General features: G+C 69.3%; 14 protein-coding genes. 8 read left to right on the top strand and 6 right to left on the bottom strand.

The genetic code is table 11. The annotated features are described in order from the left end of the window. Window positions 1-11: 11 nt before the first annotated feature. From sigJ to VF106_RS08910, 3 genes are read right to left on the bottom strand one after another with little or no spacing between them, the layout of a single operon-like run. Window positions 12-854: an RNA polymerase sigma factor SigJ gene (gene sigJ / locus VF106_RS08920; protein WP_330839124.1), complete on the bottom strand. Its 843-nt coding sequence runs from the start codon at window positions 852-854 to the stop codon at window positions 12-14. A 15-nt stretch (window positions 855-869) separates the two neighbouring features. Further along, entirely contained in the window at window positions 870-1,763 is an 894-nt protein-coding gene (locus VF106_RS08915) for a M56 family metallopeptidase (RefSeq protein WP_330839123.1), read from the bottom strand. Further along, entirely contained in the window at window positions 1,760-2,125 is a 366-nt protein-coding gene (locus tag VF106_RS08910) for a BlaI/MecI/CopY family transcriptional regulator (protein WP_330839191.1), read from the bottom strand. The genes VF106_RS08915 and VF106_RS08910 overlap by 4 nt, the downstream gene beginning before the upstream one ends. 82 nt (window positions 2,126-2,207) lie before the next feature. On the opposite strand from VF106_RS08910, the gene VF106_RS08905 reads away from it, so the two are divergent. Continuing rightward, complete coding sequence (locus VF106_RS08905) at window positions 2,208-3,365, top strand: MFS transporter (protein WP_330839122.1); 1,158 nt, start codon at window positions 2,208-2,210, stop codon at window positions 3,363-3,365. Here VF106_RS08905 and VF106_RS08900 read toward each other — a convergent pair whose 3' ends face one another. Continuing rightward, window positions 3,366-3,971 (bottom strand): CGNR zinc finger domain-containing protein, encoded by a 606-nt coding sequence (locus VF106_RS08900; protein ID WP_330839121.1) that lies wholly within the window; start codon window positions 3,969-3,971, stop codon window positions 3,366-3,368. Window positions 3,972-4,068: 97 nt separating this feature from the next. On the opposite strand from VF106_RS08900, the gene VF106_RS08895 reads away from it, so the two are divergent. Genes VF106_RS08895 through VF106_RS08885 form a run of 3 tightly spaced genes read left to right on the top strand, consistent with a single transcriptional unit; the run spans window position 4,069 to window position 5,903 of the window. Then, the gene (locus VF106_RS08895) at window positions 4,069-4,518 is read left to right on the top strand and encodes a VOC family protein (RefSeq protein WP_330839120.1); all 450 of its coding nucleotides are present in this window, start codon (window positions 4,069-4,071) and stop codon (window positions 4,516-4,518) included. A gap of 24 nt (window positions 4,519-4,542) precedes the next feature. Beyond that, window positions 4,543-5,451 (top strand): pyridoxamine 5'-phosphate oxidase family protein, encoded by a 909-nt coding sequence (locus tag VF106_RS08890; protein ID WP_330839119.1) that lies wholly within the window; start codon window positions 4,543-4,545, stop codon window positions 5,449-5,451. Continuing rightward, on the top strand, window positions 5,448-5,903 hold the full coding sequence (locus tag VF106_RS08885; RefSeq protein WP_330839118.1) for a nuclear transport factor 2 family protein: 456 nt from the start codon (window positions 5,448-5,450) through the stop codon (window positions 5,901-5,903). Before VF106_RS08890 ends, VF106_RS08885 begins: the two co-directional genes overlap by 4 nt. A 332-nt stretch (window positions 5,904-6,235) precedes the next feature. Here VF106_RS08885 and VF106_RS08880 read toward each other — a convergent pair whose 3' ends face one another. Continuing rightward, complete coding sequence (locus VF106_RS08880) at window positions 6,236-7,768, bottom strand: FAD-dependent monooxygenase (protein ID WP_330839190.1); 1,533 nt, start codon at window positions 7,766-7,768, stop codon at window positions 6,236-6,238. Between the two features lie 73 nt (window positions 7,769-7,841). Here VF106_RS08880 and VF106_RS08875 point away from each other — a divergent pair, with 73 nt between their 5' ends. The 4 genes from VF106_RS08875 (at window position 7,842) to VF106_RS08860 (ending at window position 12,677) form a co-directional block, all read left to right on the top strand. Next, entirely contained in the window at window positions 7,842-8,423 is a 582-nt protein-coding gene (locus tag VF106_RS08875; protein ID WP_330839117.1) for a TetR/AcrR family transcriptional regulator, read from the top strand. 138 nt (window positions 8,424-8,561) lie between these two features. After that, a complete protein-coding gene (locus VF106_RS08870) occupies window positions 8,562-9,422 on the top strand; it encodes a hypothetical protein (protein WP_330839116.1) in 861 nt (286 codons plus the stop codon). After that, window positions 9,419-10,399: a hypothetical protein gene (locus VF106_RS08865; RefSeq protein ID WP_330839115.1), complete on the top strand. Its 981-nt coding sequence runs from the start codon at window positions 9,419-9,421 to the stop codon at window positions 10,397-10,399. Before VF106_RS08870 ends, VF106_RS08865 begins: the two co-directional genes overlap by 4 nt. Before the next feature lie 4 nt (window positions 10,400-10,403). After that, on the top strand, window positions 10,404-12,677 hold the full coding sequence (locus VF106_RS08860; protein ID WP_330839114.1) for a hypothetical protein: 2,274 nt from the start codon (window positions 10,404-10,406) through the stop codon (window positions 12,675-12,677). Here the strand turns inward: VF106_RS08860 and VF106_RS08855 are convergent. After that, window positions 12,619-13,824 (bottom strand): cation:proton antiporter, encoded by a 1,206-nt coding sequence (locus VF106_RS08855; RefSeq protein ID WP_330839113.1) that lies wholly within the window; start codon window positions 13,822-13,824, stop codon window positions 12,619-12,621. The genes VF106_RS08860 and VF106_RS08855 overlap by 59 nt on opposite strands. Between the last annotated feature and the right edge of the window lie 13 nt (window positions 13,825-13,837).

Here is a 13,837-nt window from a genome sequence, read left to right as displayed (position 1 = left end):
AGACAGCCCGGTCAGATGTGACCGAACTTCTCGGGATTGGCCAGTCGCCGCCACGCCGTGATCCGACCGTCGGCGATCTCCACGGTGTCGAGCCAGACCAGCTCGCCGCCACGGTAGGTCGCCATTGCCGGGTACCCGTTCACCTCGATGATCCGGAACGCGTCGGGCCGCCTGAGCTCGATCTGCCGGACCGCCAGCTTGGCGATCGTCTCGGCGCCATGGACCGGCCTGCGTGCGGCGGTCACCTTGCCGCCGCCGTCGGCGACGTAGACGGCGTCGGGATGCAACAGCTCGACGAGCCTCGCCATGTCCCCCGCGTCGGCGGCCGCCTTGAAAGCCTCGAGCACGCGTTCGGTCTCCGCTCTGGACGCGCGTGGTCGCTCCTCGACCGCGGCGACCCGCGCTCGCGCGCGGGAAGCGAGCTTGCGGCTGGCGGCGGGCGTGCCGCCGAGCACCTCGGCGATCTGGTCGAACGGGAGGTCGAAGACGTCGTGCAGGACCAGCGCGACGCGTTCGGCCGGGGTGAGCGTCTCCATGACGACCAGCATCGCGGTGCTCACCGACTCGTCCATGAGCACGCGGTCGGCGACGTCAGGCCCGGTCAGCAACGGTTCTGGCAGCCATGGCCCGACATAGGACTCACGCCGGACGCGTGCCGACTTCAGCACGTTGTATGACATCCGGGCGGCCACCGTCACCAGCCAGGCGCGCAAGTCCCGCACCTGCGACAGGTCGGCTGAGGAGGCCCGCAACCAGACCTCCTGCGTCACGTCCTCGGCCTCCGCGACGGAGCCGAGAATCCGGTACGCCGCCCCGAAAACGGCGGGACGATGCGATTCCCAGTCGGTCACCATGCCCGTCTCCTTCGGTCAGACGACCAGGAAGCTCAGTGGGGTCGACACCAACACGACCCCACTGACCAGTGCCAGCCAGCGCACCCACAGCGACAGCGGGTCCAGGCCGCGGCTGAGCCGGGAAAGTCGTGCTTCGACGGTGCCGTCGACGATGCCGATCGCACCCGGGGGCGGGCTGACGGCCGTGCGGCTGAACCTGCGCAACGCTTGGGCGAGCGATCCGGCGCTCTGGTCCCGGCACGCACCCTCATCGGCACGCATCTCCACCAGCAGGGCCACGGCCTCGTCGGCCACTGTCGCGAGACGGCTCCTCGGCACCAGGCGCCGCAGCGCGGTGAACGGCAACAGCACCAGGTCATGCCGCTCGCGGGCGTGTGTCTGTTCGTGGGCCAGCACCGCCGCGAGCTCCTGCTTCGACAACGTCGACAGCGCGCCGGAGCTGAGCACGACCCGGGCGCGCAGGCCGGGCAGGCAGTAGGCCACGGTCAGCGGGTGGTCGAGGATCAGCACCCCGGGCAGCCCAGAGTCCTCACGGGCGACCAGCGACAGCATGTCGCGGTGCCGGCGCCGGATGCGGAGCACCCGCACCCATGACCACGCCAGTGTCACCACCATCCCGACCGCCAACGCGAAGCCGGCGATCAGAGCGACCGCGTGCGGCACGGTGAAGCCCGCCGCCGGACGGCCCTCCAGCCAATGGGCGAGCGCCGACGGGATGTCCCTCCCGTACGGCCCCAGGCCGATCGCGAACGCGGCCCCGACCGCACACAGCACCCACGTGAGCATCAGCATCTGCCACAACAGGATCCCGATCCGCGGCGAACGCCACAGCCAGCGCGCCCGTGCGAGCGGTCGCACCAACAGCATGCACAGGACCAGGGTGACCAACAGATGCACCGCGGCGTTCATGCCGGGCCTGTGTCGTCGCGCTGCTTCAGGGCCTCGCTGAGCACCTCGACCTCCGGCTCACTCACCGACATCGCGAACCGGGTCAGTGCGGCCGACCGGTCACCGGTGAGGTCGAGCGCGTCCAGCATCAGCTGCGCGATGTAACCCTCCCGGTTGGACACCGCCTCGTACCGCCAGGCGCGGCCGTCCCGCTGGCGCCGCACCACCTTCTTCTTCTCGAGGCGGTCGAGCACGGTCATCACGGTGGTGTAGGCGAGGTCCCGGGCCGCGAGCGCATCGACGACGTCCCGAACGAGGACCGGCACACCGCGGTCCCACAGGACCTCCATGACCGTTCGTTCCAGTTCGCCCAGCCTGCCCACCACGACATCCTCCAGACACGCGCGTTCCGCCGGCCCCAGATACTACAACGTGTAGTAATCTCCCCGGGGCTGCCGAGAGGAGGTGGGTCCGATTTCTGGAACGCGAGCGCAGCTCGCCCTGTACGCCACGGTGTTCGTCGACCTGCTCGGCTTCACGCTGGTCCTGCCGTCGTTGCCGTTCCGCGTCACCGATCTGGGCGGCGACGCGTTCTGGCTCGGCGTCGTGCTGACGAGCTACTCGCTGTGCCAGGCGGTCGCGGCCCCCGTGCTCGGCCGGCTCGCGGACCGGTACGGACGGCGCAGGCTGCTCCTGCTCAGCCTGGCCGGCTCGACGGCGTCACTGGCACTGATGGGCTTCGCGGGCTCCCTGTGGCTGCTGCTCACGGCCCGGGCGGTGGCCGGCTTGTGCGGCGGCAGCATCGGTGTGGCGCAGGCGTTCGCGGCCGACCTCGCGGGCCCGGCCGGCCGCACCCAGGCCATGGGTCGGGTGGGTGCCGCCATCGGGCTCGCGTTCACGATCGGACCGGCTCTCGGCGCCCTCGCCGCTCCCCTGGGTTTCGCCGGCACCGCACTGATCGGCGCCGGTATCGCGGCGGCCAACCTCGTCGCCGCCGCGGTGGTCCTACCGCCGGGCAGAGCGGGCGCCCCGCGACGGCCGAGGGCAGGCCGCCGAGTAGCGCCATGGCCACTGCTCGCCGCCGGTTTCGCCACGATGGCCGCGTTCGTCGGCATGGAGACAACCGTTGCCTACCTCGCCGCCGCCCGCTTCGACGCGGGTCCCGCGCTGGTCGGCGTGCTCCTTGCCGCCGCGGGTCTCGTACTGACCGTGATGCAGGGCTTTCTGGTGGCCCCGGCAGCACGCCGGTGGGGCGAGACGAGGGTCGGCACCGCCGGCGCGGCGCTCATGGCCGGCGGGCTGCTCGCCATGCCGTTCCTGGCGGAGCTCCCGTTCGTCGCGGCCGTACTCGTGGTGTCGGCCGGCAACGGCCTGGTCACCGTGGCGGCGGCAAGCCTGTTCGCCGCGGCCGGCCCGCCGGAGGAAACCGGCGCCCGCATGGGCCAGGGCCAGTCGGCGGCCTCAGCCGCCCGGGCGGCCAGCCCACTGGCCGCGGGCGCACTCTTCGACATGGCCATGCTTGGGCCATACCTGCTGGGAGCGGCACTGTCCGCCGGCGTGGCCGCCGTCATGGCGGCGACGACAGCACGCAGCCCGGAGTACGCGAACCACACCGACAGCTGATCAGATGGGTTCTGTTGGGCGTTGCGTCTTGGCGTAGTGGCGGGCGGCCCGGGCGCGGTTGCCGCAGCCGGCTGAGCACCAGGCTCGGCGGGGGTTCTCGCGGATGAAGTAGAGCCGGCACCCGGGGCCGTGGCAGGCACGCAGTTCGTGTCGCAACGGACCGGTGAACAGGTCGATGGCGTCCTCGGCCACCGCGGCGAGTACCGCGCCGACCGGCCGGCCGTCGGTGCACACGGTGGCGTGCGGTTCCGGGTCGGTCCGCAGCTCGCGCCACCACGGCGTGTCGCGTGCGCTTCGGTTCAACGCGGCGACGGCGTCCGGGTCGGCGTCGCGGTGCTCGACCACCACGGCGGCCAGCGACCTGATCGCGTCGCGGAGTTCCCGTGCGCGGGTGAGGTCGTGGTCGGTCACGCCCCCGATGTCCTCGTCGGTCAGGGGCAGCGCGTGCCGCGTGCGGGTGTCGCGTAGCCAGGCGGCCAGGTGTTCCCGCGTTTGGAGACCGTCGTGGGGGTGACCACGCACCGCGTAGGCGGTGTTGCCCAGCTCGATCGGCAGCGGCTCGCCCAGCAGCGGGGCGCCTCCGTCGGCGAGGCCGGCCACGTTCATGTTTCTAACGATAGCGCGGGCTTGATCTCGTTAGAAACCTGTGCCAAGGTTCTAATGGTTCAAGCATGGTCAAATCGTTAGAACTTGGAGGATCTCCATGGGCAAGCCGGCTTTGCGGACCGGGCACATCGGGTTGAACGTGACCGACCTGGGGCGTTCAATCGCCTTCTATCGCACGGTGTTCGACTTCGACGTGCTCGGCGAGCAGACCGAGGGCGACCGCCGATACGCCTTCCTCGGACGAGACGGCGCGTTGGTCGTGACCTTGTGGGAGCAGAGCGGCGGCCGGTTCGCCACCGACCTGCCGGGCCTGCACCACCTGTCGTTCGAGGTCCCGGACATCGAGGCGGTCCACCGCGCGGAGACGACACTGCGGGACCTCGGCGTGGCGTTGGTCCACGACGGGATCGTGCCGCACGGCGAGGGCGCGTCCTCCGGTGGCGTGTTCTTCACCGATCCGGACGGCGTGCGTCTGGAGATCTACGCGCCAACCGGGGCCGAGTCGGCGAAGGCACCCACGGGCTCCCCGACCTGCGGTTTCTTCTGATCGGTCGAGTGGCGGAGGTGCACGATGTATCACGAAGGCGAACGTGCGGTGCAGCGCCGCGCTGGGGTGGCCGCCGACGAATGGGGTTCGGCCCGTGTGGGGGCGACCATCCCTCCCGTGGCGGCGAAGTTCCTTGCCCAGCAACGGATGATGGTGATCGGAGCGGCCACGCCCGGTGGTGCGGTGTGGGCGAGCCTGCTCACCGGACCACCGGGATTCATCACCACCTCCGGTGACCGCACCGTCGTGGCGGCCGCACTGCCAGGCGCGGGCGACCCCCTTGCCGGTTTGTTCGAGTCCGAACGGGACATCGGCCTCCTCGCGATCGAACCAGCCCGCCGGCGCCGGATGCGGATCAACGGCAGGGCCCACGCCAACAACGGCAGACTGACCGTCCACACCGAACAGGTGTACGCGAACTGCCCGAAGTACATACAGGTCCGAACCCCTCACGGTGACGGCCCCACAGCGGTGTCGGCGCGGCGCGCGCCAGTGCTCACCGACGAGCAGCAGCGCTGGATCGCCGCCGCCGACACGTTCTTCATCACCTCGCACGCGGCCGGGCTGGGCGTCGACACGTCCCACCGCGGCGGCAACCCCGGCTTCGTGACGGTGACGGGGAACCGCCGGCTCAGCTGGCCCGACTACACCGGCAACTCGATGTACATGACGTTGGGCAACCTCGACCTCGACCCCCGCGCCGGCCTGCTGTTCCTCGACTGGGAGCGCGGCCACACACTGCAGCTCACCGGCCGCGCACACGCCGACTGGGACCCGGGCCGAGCCACGGAGGTGCCGGGGGCACAGCGGATGGTCGACTTCGAGGTCGACCAGGTCGTCCAGATCGACGAGGCCAGCCCCCTGCGCTGGTCGTTCGGCGAGTACTCCCGGTTCAATCCGTCACCGGGACCTGTCGCGAAGGAGCACACATGACCCGGCCACCTCTGCCACCGTTCACCGCCGAGACCGCGCGGATGAAGGTGCAGGCCGCCGAAGACGCCTGGAACACCCGTGACCCACAGCGGGTGGCACTCGCCTACACACCGGACTCGGTATGGCGCAACCGCGACGAGTTCCTCACGGGACGGGACGAGATCATCACGTTCCTCACCCGCAAGTGGGAGAAGGAACTCGACTACGCACTCCGCAAGGACCTCTGGGCATTCACCGAGAACCGAATCGCCGTACGATTCCAGTACGAATGCCGCGACGCCGCTGGACAGTGGTGGCGCAGCTACGGCAACGAACAGTGGGAGTTCGACACCGAGGGCCTGATGCGCCGCCGTGAAGCCAGCATCAACGACCTCCGCATCACCGCAGACCAACGCCGCATCTTCGGCACCCGTCCCACCAGCGAGCACGGCACACCGCTCCCACTCGCCTGACGCATGCCCTTTCGTCGTCGGCTGCCGGCGGTGCTGTGTCATCCGCTGGCGTAGGTTGGTTGCGTTCTACGACCGCCGAAGTGGTTGCCCTGCATGGGTGGTCGGGGGCGATCGACGCCGTGCCTCGCCGGCAGTTCACGAGTGGTGTGCGTAGGCGCGGCGAGGCACGGCAACGGGCCATGTGGTCACCTTGGCTACCCGGCGAGGGTTGGGGGAAGGTCGGGGTCGCCTACAGGTTCCGGTTCGTAAGGGATGCGGAAACCGTTCTTGGCGACCCAGACCAACCCGAGACCGTCCGGGTCTGCCTCGACTCGCCACCCGCCGTGAAGCGTTCAGCCCGGGCTGAACCAGCGGGCGAGGGCGGCTTTCAGGCCATCAGGGTCCGCCCCTGCCCAGGCGACATAACCATCGGGGCGGATGAGTAGTGCGGGTGCCGGAGCGTCGTCGGCGGTTGCGGTTACCCGGCGCACGCGGTCGCTCCACGGTTCGGCGATCGCGGCGAGGGAGTGCTCGCCGGTGAGGTCGAGTAGCAGAGGGCGGGCGTCGTGCAGAAGCTCGGCGAGGCGTCGGGGGTGGCCGTCGTTGGTGGTCAGGTCAAGGGGTGGCACGAACCAGCCCGTTGGGGCGGCGGGGTTCTCCTCGCCCATGTCGTAGCGAACGTCGGCGCCTGCCATCAGTGCGGCGATCGTTCGCACGTTCTCGGGACGCCCCAGTAGTTCCCCGAAGAGCTGGCGTAGGGCGGTGACGTCGCCTCCGGGTGCCATGAGCGCGGTCCTGTCCGCCTGGGTGGCCATGAACACGCGTTCGCCGCTTGCGTGGCGTTCGGTTTCGTAGCTGTCCAGTAGGCTTTCCGAGGCCCATCCCCGCAGTGTGGCGGCGAGTTTCCAGGCCAGGTTGGTCGCGTCCTGCAGTCCCAGGTTCAGTGTTGGCCCGTGGCTGACATGCGCGGCGTCGCCGGCGATGAAGACTCGACCGGCGCGGTAGCGGTCAGCGAGTCGCGTGTTCCGGCCGCATGTGCGGCGAAGCAATGTGGGCGCACCCTCGGGCGGCGGGGTCAGGGGCAGGCGCACTCCGATGACCCGTTCGATGCTGTCCTCCATTTCGGACAGTGTCATCGGGACACCCGGGCCGGGGAAATCGCCTGCCGGGTCATGTTTCCATTCGACCGTGTTGACGAGCGGCCGCTCCGGATCGTGCGCCAGGAGCGTGAAGACGCCATGGTCGGTGCGATGGAAGTGCGCCGGGATCTCGCCGTGGCCGTCGATCGCGACACGGCCACGCGGCGCGACACGGAACCGGTCGCTCGGTCCGATCAACGCCCACCGCTCCACGACGTTGTCGTCGCGGACGCCGGGGAAGGCGATTCCCGCCTGTTTCCTGATCGGACTGTGGCTGCCGTCGCAGCCGACGAGGTACCGGGCGGTGAAGGTCGTCTCGGTGCCGTCGCAACCGCGTGCCACGACGTCGACCTGATCGTCGGTTTGGCTGTATGACTGGACTTCCCAACCGCGCCGGACATCCGCGCCGAGTTCGGTCGCGCGCTCGGTGAGCACACGTTCGAGATGGCGCTGGGCGACCGGCAGGAGGTACATCGGGTTCTCGTCGCCGAGGACGCGCAGCGGCAGCGGCAGACCGCCGAAGAAGAACCCGGGTGCGGGCTCCGGCGCTCCCCGGCCCCCGCACCGCTCGAAGAGGCCGCGGTTGTCGAACAGCCGCACGACCTGGCCGGCAAGGCCGTGCGCCTTGTCCGCCAGGTCCGGTTCCGGCCGTTGTTCCAGCACCAGCGGCTGGACCCCCGCGAGGCGAAGCTCGCTGGCGAGGAAGAGACCGACCGGTCCACCGCCGACGATGATGACGTCGAACATCACTGATGCCGCCTTAAGATACACGGATGTTTCTAACGGACGGCACCGTATCCAGTCGGGATAAGATACGCAAGTGAATCTCAAGTCACGTCGACGCGGCCCCGCGCTCGAGGACGCGATCCTCGACGCCGCGTGGGACGTGCTGGTCGAGCAGGGCTACCACGGCTTCACCTACGAGGCGGTCGCCGCCCGCGCCGGGACGAGCCGGCCCGTGCTCTACCGACGCTGGCCGCAGCGCGACGACCTGCTGCTGGCCACCATCACGAAGTTCCGGCGGTCACAGCAGGTCGAAGTGCCCGACACCGGCAGCCTCCGCGACGACGCGATCGGCTTCCTGCGCAACGCCGACGCCGGCCTCACGCACATGATCACGCTGATCAGCGTGCAGCTGATGGACTACTTCCGCGACACCGGCACCAACTTCAGCGAACTGCGCGACACCCTCGGCGCACCGGGCCGACCGGCGCCCCTGGAGATGATCGTCGCCCGCGCGGTCGAACGTGGCGAACTGCCCGACGTGCCGCGCTCGTCCCGCGTGGTGAACCTGCCCTTCGACCTGTTCCGCCACGACGTGCTCATGACACTGCGCGCGTTGCCCGACGAGTCGATCGTCGAGATCGTGGACGAAGTCTGGCTGCCACTGCTGGCGACATAGCACCACGAAATCGACACGGAATCCCGAGAAGTCGACGTGAACCGGAATTGCCGGGCCGATAAAATGCTGAGCGGAAACGTAACGACGCTTACACGGTCAGCGAAGTGACGACCGGGCGCAATGGCGGAAGGGGGGCTCGTGGCGGGTGCTGGTGGGCTCACGGCGTTGCGCCGGTTGTGGTCCACTGGCGTACGGCGGTGGGTGATCATCTCCGCGCTGGCGATCGCGTTGGCGCTGGTCGTGGGACTGCCGACGCTGGGCACCTCGCAGGGGACCCGGGACGCGCGGGACGTTTTCTGTCTGCAGCCGAGCGAGCAGGGCGCTCTCGCCGACGCGGCGGTGTCCCTCGGCGTCGCTCGGCAGGGCAGCACGAAGAACCGGGTCCTGGTGGGGGACGACGCCGTGTCGGTGTTCGACTGGCGGGACGAGCACAACGACGACTTCGTCCGCGCCTGTGACGCGTTGGCGGCGATGCGCGGGAAGTCAGCGACGGGAACGTCCGTCAACAGCATCGTGTTGCCACTGTTGACCGTCGTGCTCACGTCCGCGCTGACCTTCGCCAGCACCCGGCGGCAGAACAGAACCACCCGAGGGCAGGCCGACGCCGGCGAACTGCGCACCGCGGTAGCCGCCTACAGCAGCGCCGCCAACGAGTACCTCGACAGTGTGGTTTCCTTGCCCTCCGGTCCCGCCACCGAGATGGAAGCGGCGCGGGAGGTGCTGGTCGGACGCCTGGGCGCAGTCGTCGAGCGGGAACCCGACTGGCTCGCCGTGCGGGACGTCGTCGACCTGCTGCGACACGGGGAACTGGGCCCAGTGCTGGATTCCGAGCTTCGAGACATCAAGGCCGCCGGGCCGCGCGGGCGGAGAATCGCGGAAACGCGTGCTCGGATCAGGGAAGTGTCCACCATCGGGTTTCTCGTCGCGGACGCGCTCGCCGAGCACGGCGGGGTGGACGGCCGGTTGACCCGGCCGCTCGCGGAAGGTGCGCGGCCGTGAGCGAGCCGGGGCCGGACGGCGGAAACACCAGGCAGATCAACCCGTTTCTCATTCCCGGCCGCGAGGACGCGCCCATGAGCGCGCTGTGCCCGTGGCGGGAGAGCTCACACGCGGATCTCTACATCGAGATCGACAACTACGCCCCCGCGTTCGCCGACTTCCAGGCCCAGTTCACCACGCCGTCGTTGCTGATGGAGAACTCGCGCCTCGCGCTCGTCACCGGTGACTCCGGCTGCGGGAAATCGGCTCTGCGTAACCAGTGTGCGTACTGGTTGTCAGACCAGCTGGCCGCGAACGGAATGCGGGGCGAGATCATCGACCTGTCCCGCGCCATCGACCTCGCGGACCGGAAGAACTCGGTCATCGACATCAACAAGCGGATCACCCACGTGGCCACCACGCTCGTCCAGCGCATGGCCAGACTCGATCTCATCGACGCGGAAACCAGGGACGCGTTGGCGAAGCTGCCGAGCCCCGAACTGGTCTACGCGGACCTCGGCACCGCCATGGACGGCAAAGGGCGGCCCGATGTCGTCCTGATCCTCCTGCTGCCCTCGGCGGACCTCCAGAGTGAGATCGAACAGTACGCCACGATGCCCGCGCCGCGGGTCATGTTCTTCGCCGAGTCGTCCTACGTCGGCTCGCACCAGGTCACCTCGATCGGCGGCGGCAACGATGTCGAGGTGCCTCCCGCGACGATGACGGTCGGCGAGCTGAGCGCCGAGGACATCCGACTGTTCATCGAGACCCGTTATGAACAGCGCAGAAACGACGGTGTCTTTCCTCGGTTGGACGATGACGTCATGGATCTGTTGACGTCGACCAGGAAGACTTCCGTCGCGATGTTGCAGGACACGATGACCGGGTTGTACAACCATGCCCGACGGTCTCCCGACAATTACACGATCGAGGCGACGATTAGCGCTCATGACTTAACTCGTTATAGCCTCCACAAAATCAGGTCCATGATGGGATGAAGCAATGACCGGAAACGGCAGCCGGTACGCTGGCAACCCGTTCTCGCCGCTGTCCGTGGCCATCACCACGGACACGGTGTCAGAGGACCCGACGATCGAGACCGCTGCCGTGCGCAGAGCGGAAAGCCTGCTCAAGGAGTACCTCGGGGCCTCGGCGCTTGCCGGCGCCGGCAACGTGCTCGCGGTCTCCGGCGAACACGGGACCGGCAAAACCCATCTGGGCATGCGGCTCGTCCGTGTCGCGAAGGCCGCGGACCCGCCGGCCAACGCGATGTACCTCGACGTCGCCTCGGACCGGTTCACCGGGCTGTACAGCCGTTTCATCCGCAAGCTGGGCCGGGACGGCGTGCGTGCGCGGGTCAACGACTTCTACGCCGACGTGGTCGCCGACTCGCTCGCCACCGGCACCACCATGGACATCGCCACGCTGGTGCGTAACCGCGAGGTCGCGCCGGACAAGGTCGTCGGCGGTTACCAGATGATGGAGAGCGCGCTGCTGCGTCAGGTCGCCGAGAGCCTGAACGAGGAACTGGGGACCATCACCGAGGACCCCGCGTACGGCATCGCCCTCACACTGCTGCTGCGCCCCGGCTACGACGACGCCGTGTGGGACTGGCTCAACGGCAGCGCCCCGCACGCGGCACTGGTCGAACGCGGCATCACCAACCGCATCGACGACGAGGTCTCCGCGCTGGACGCGATGGGTGTGTTCGCGCTGTTGCACGGCCGCAAGGGCCGGCGGTTCGTCCTGGTCATCGACGAGATCGACAAGATCCTGACCGGCAGACCCATCGAGATGGCGGTCAGCAAGGCACTCCAGCGCCTGCTGCAGGTCTTCCAGCAGGCTGGCGCGTTCCTCGTGCTCAGCGGGCTGCCCGAGTTCCGCCGGGCGCTCGACGAGGACGTCCGCGAACGCCTCGGCGAGACCGTCACGATGCCGCCGCTGTCCGCCGTCGACGTCATCGCGTTCATCGACCGTGCCCAGCAGGGCGAACCCGACCTGCCCGACGTCGAGTTCCAGCCGGCGGCCGTCGAGCGCATGGTCCGCCTGGTCAACGGCAACCCCCGGCAGATCTTCAACCTCTGCCACGCCCTCTACCGCACCGCCGTCGAGGAGTCGCGGCCCGTCGACACCGTGATGGTCGAGGACGAGGTGCGGGGCCAGGCCAGCGACGTGACACTGGCGGAGGTGTCGGCCGCGGTCCGGGACCTGCTCAACCGGGCGAGAATCCCGTACTTTCCCGGGCTCCACTTCGGCACCCGCAACTCGCGCGCGGACTTCTGGATCGAGACCGGCCGGGACTCGGGTTTCGCGATCATCGTGGTGGACTCGGTGTTCACCGGCGGTCTCGAGGGGTTGCGTTCGCGGTTGGACGCCGTGCGTACGGCACGCAGGGCCGTCGAGGTGGTGCTGGTGGTGGCGAACGTCCTCGATCCCGACGCCGCGGCCGAACTCACCACGCATGTCGTCGACCGGCCCGTGCTCTACGACCGGCGGTCGTTCGCCGAGGCGCTCCAGCCGATCCTGCGCTCGCTGGCCGAGCGGTTCACCAATCTCGGCGGCACCAACGCGCTGCCCGCGATCCGCGAGTGGCTGGTCCGCATCGACATGGACAACAGCACCACCCATCAGATGATGGAGCGGCTGGGTCGCGAGATCGACCGGCTCACCGAGGACACCGCGGTGCAGCTGGCGACGTTGCGCGACCGGGTGAACGTCGTCAACCTGACCGCGCCAGCCGACCCAGCCGAGGAGTCGGGACGCGGTTTCCCCGCGTCCGTCGCGCAGCTGTTCCACGACGCGCTCGCGACACTGGACCGTTTCGGTCACCCGGACGCGTTGTTCGACCGCGTCTACACCCGCGCCGAGGACTCCAGCGACCACTACCGCCGCGTCACCCAGCTGCTCAACCGCCTCGCGGCGACCGGGGTGTACGAGGCCGCCGGCACACTGTCGATGCTGCGCCGCTGGATCGTGGCGTTCTCCACCGCGGCCGCGAGCTGGTACGTGACCGAGGGGCGGGACGCGCGGGAGGCCGGTCCAGCTCGCAGCCGGTTCGACGCGCTGTGCCGGACCTACGAGCGGGTTGCCGAAACCATGCCGATCAGCCGGATGACGCCGCTGTTCCGGCTGGTGGCCGAGGGCGAGTTGGAAGGCACGGGTGGCCGCGTCGCCGACCGCACGATCCAGGAGCGGGTCACCGAGTTCACGGAACAGTTCAGAGCTTTGGGCGTGCAGGTTCGGCGGACAGTGCTCGCCGAGCTCTCGTCGCCCTGATGTTCATGTGCGCGGCCACCATTACCCAAACCGGCACTGGCACCGGCACCGGCGCCTGCTTCTCCAGCCGCGTCACGACCGCGCTACCCACGCCGTAGAGCACGTTCGTCACCACGATCGCCGGTGCGATGACCGCTACCGCGCCAGGAAAGTCGGGTTCCAGCACCAGCGCGAGCACGATCGCGGTCAGCCCGTTCTGTTGGCTGAGCGCGAGGTAGAGCCGGTCGAACCGGCCCCGTCCCCTGGAGAGCAGCCCACCGGCCAGCATCTGCGCCACATACGCGGCGATGCCCAGCACAACACCCTTCACGACCGTGCCCGCGGTCAGCAACTCGGTCGTGCCGGCCAGCACCACCCCGAGCGCGCCCGTCGCGACCAGCAACGCACCGAACACGAACCCGGTCGCCGTGCGCCGCCACGCCAGGTACGGGCGGAAGAACAACCCGATCAGCGCGATCCCCAGCATCAGCGACTGGCTCACCCCGAACACCGCGTACACGAGCGCGACCACGGCGACCGCGACCTGCCCGGCCCTGGCCACGAGGTCGGCCTTGGCGAGCCGCGAGGGCAGGCCGGTGCGCCGCGCCACCCACCACACCGCGTAGGCGGCGCAGGCGAAGAGGAGGTTCAGCGCCAGGTCGACGACGAACGCGGCCGCGGGCGAGGTGACCGCGTCGGCCGACGAGCCGATTCCCGCTGCCCGCAACGCGAACATCGACAGGTACACCGTGAGCAGCACGGTCACCGGGTCGTCGAACGCGGCCCACGCGTTCAGCACCGCGCGGGTCGACGATGACATGTGCCGGCGCCGCTGTGCCGAGGCGACCGCGAGCGGGTCGATCTGGGCCACCGCGACACCGAGCACGAGGCTGGCGGGTTCCGGGTACAGCACCAGCATGACCGCGGCGATGAACACGACTTTCGCCATGACGCCGATCGACAGCGCGAGCAGCACGGTCCTGCGGTTGCTCCGCAGCTCACCGACGTCGATGTCCCTTGTGCTGCCGTACAACCCGATGGCCAGCAACGCCAGGATGAAGTAGTGGTAGGCCGGGGTCAGGTAGACGTCGTCGACATGGAGGGCACGACCGCCGAGCCAGCTGGCGCCCAGTACCGCTACCAGTAGCGCGCCTCTGCTGAGGGCCATCGCGCGTCCCCAC

The sequence above is a fragment of the Actinophytocola sp. genome (genome assembly GCF_036378875.1).
Taxonomy (GTDB): domain Bacteria; phylum Actinomycetota; class Actinomycetes; order Mycobacteriales; family Pseudonocardiaceae; genus Actinophytocola.
The sequence above is the reverse complement of the archived record's forward strand: the minus strand, read 5'-3'. Positions and strand labels throughout refer to the sequence as shown.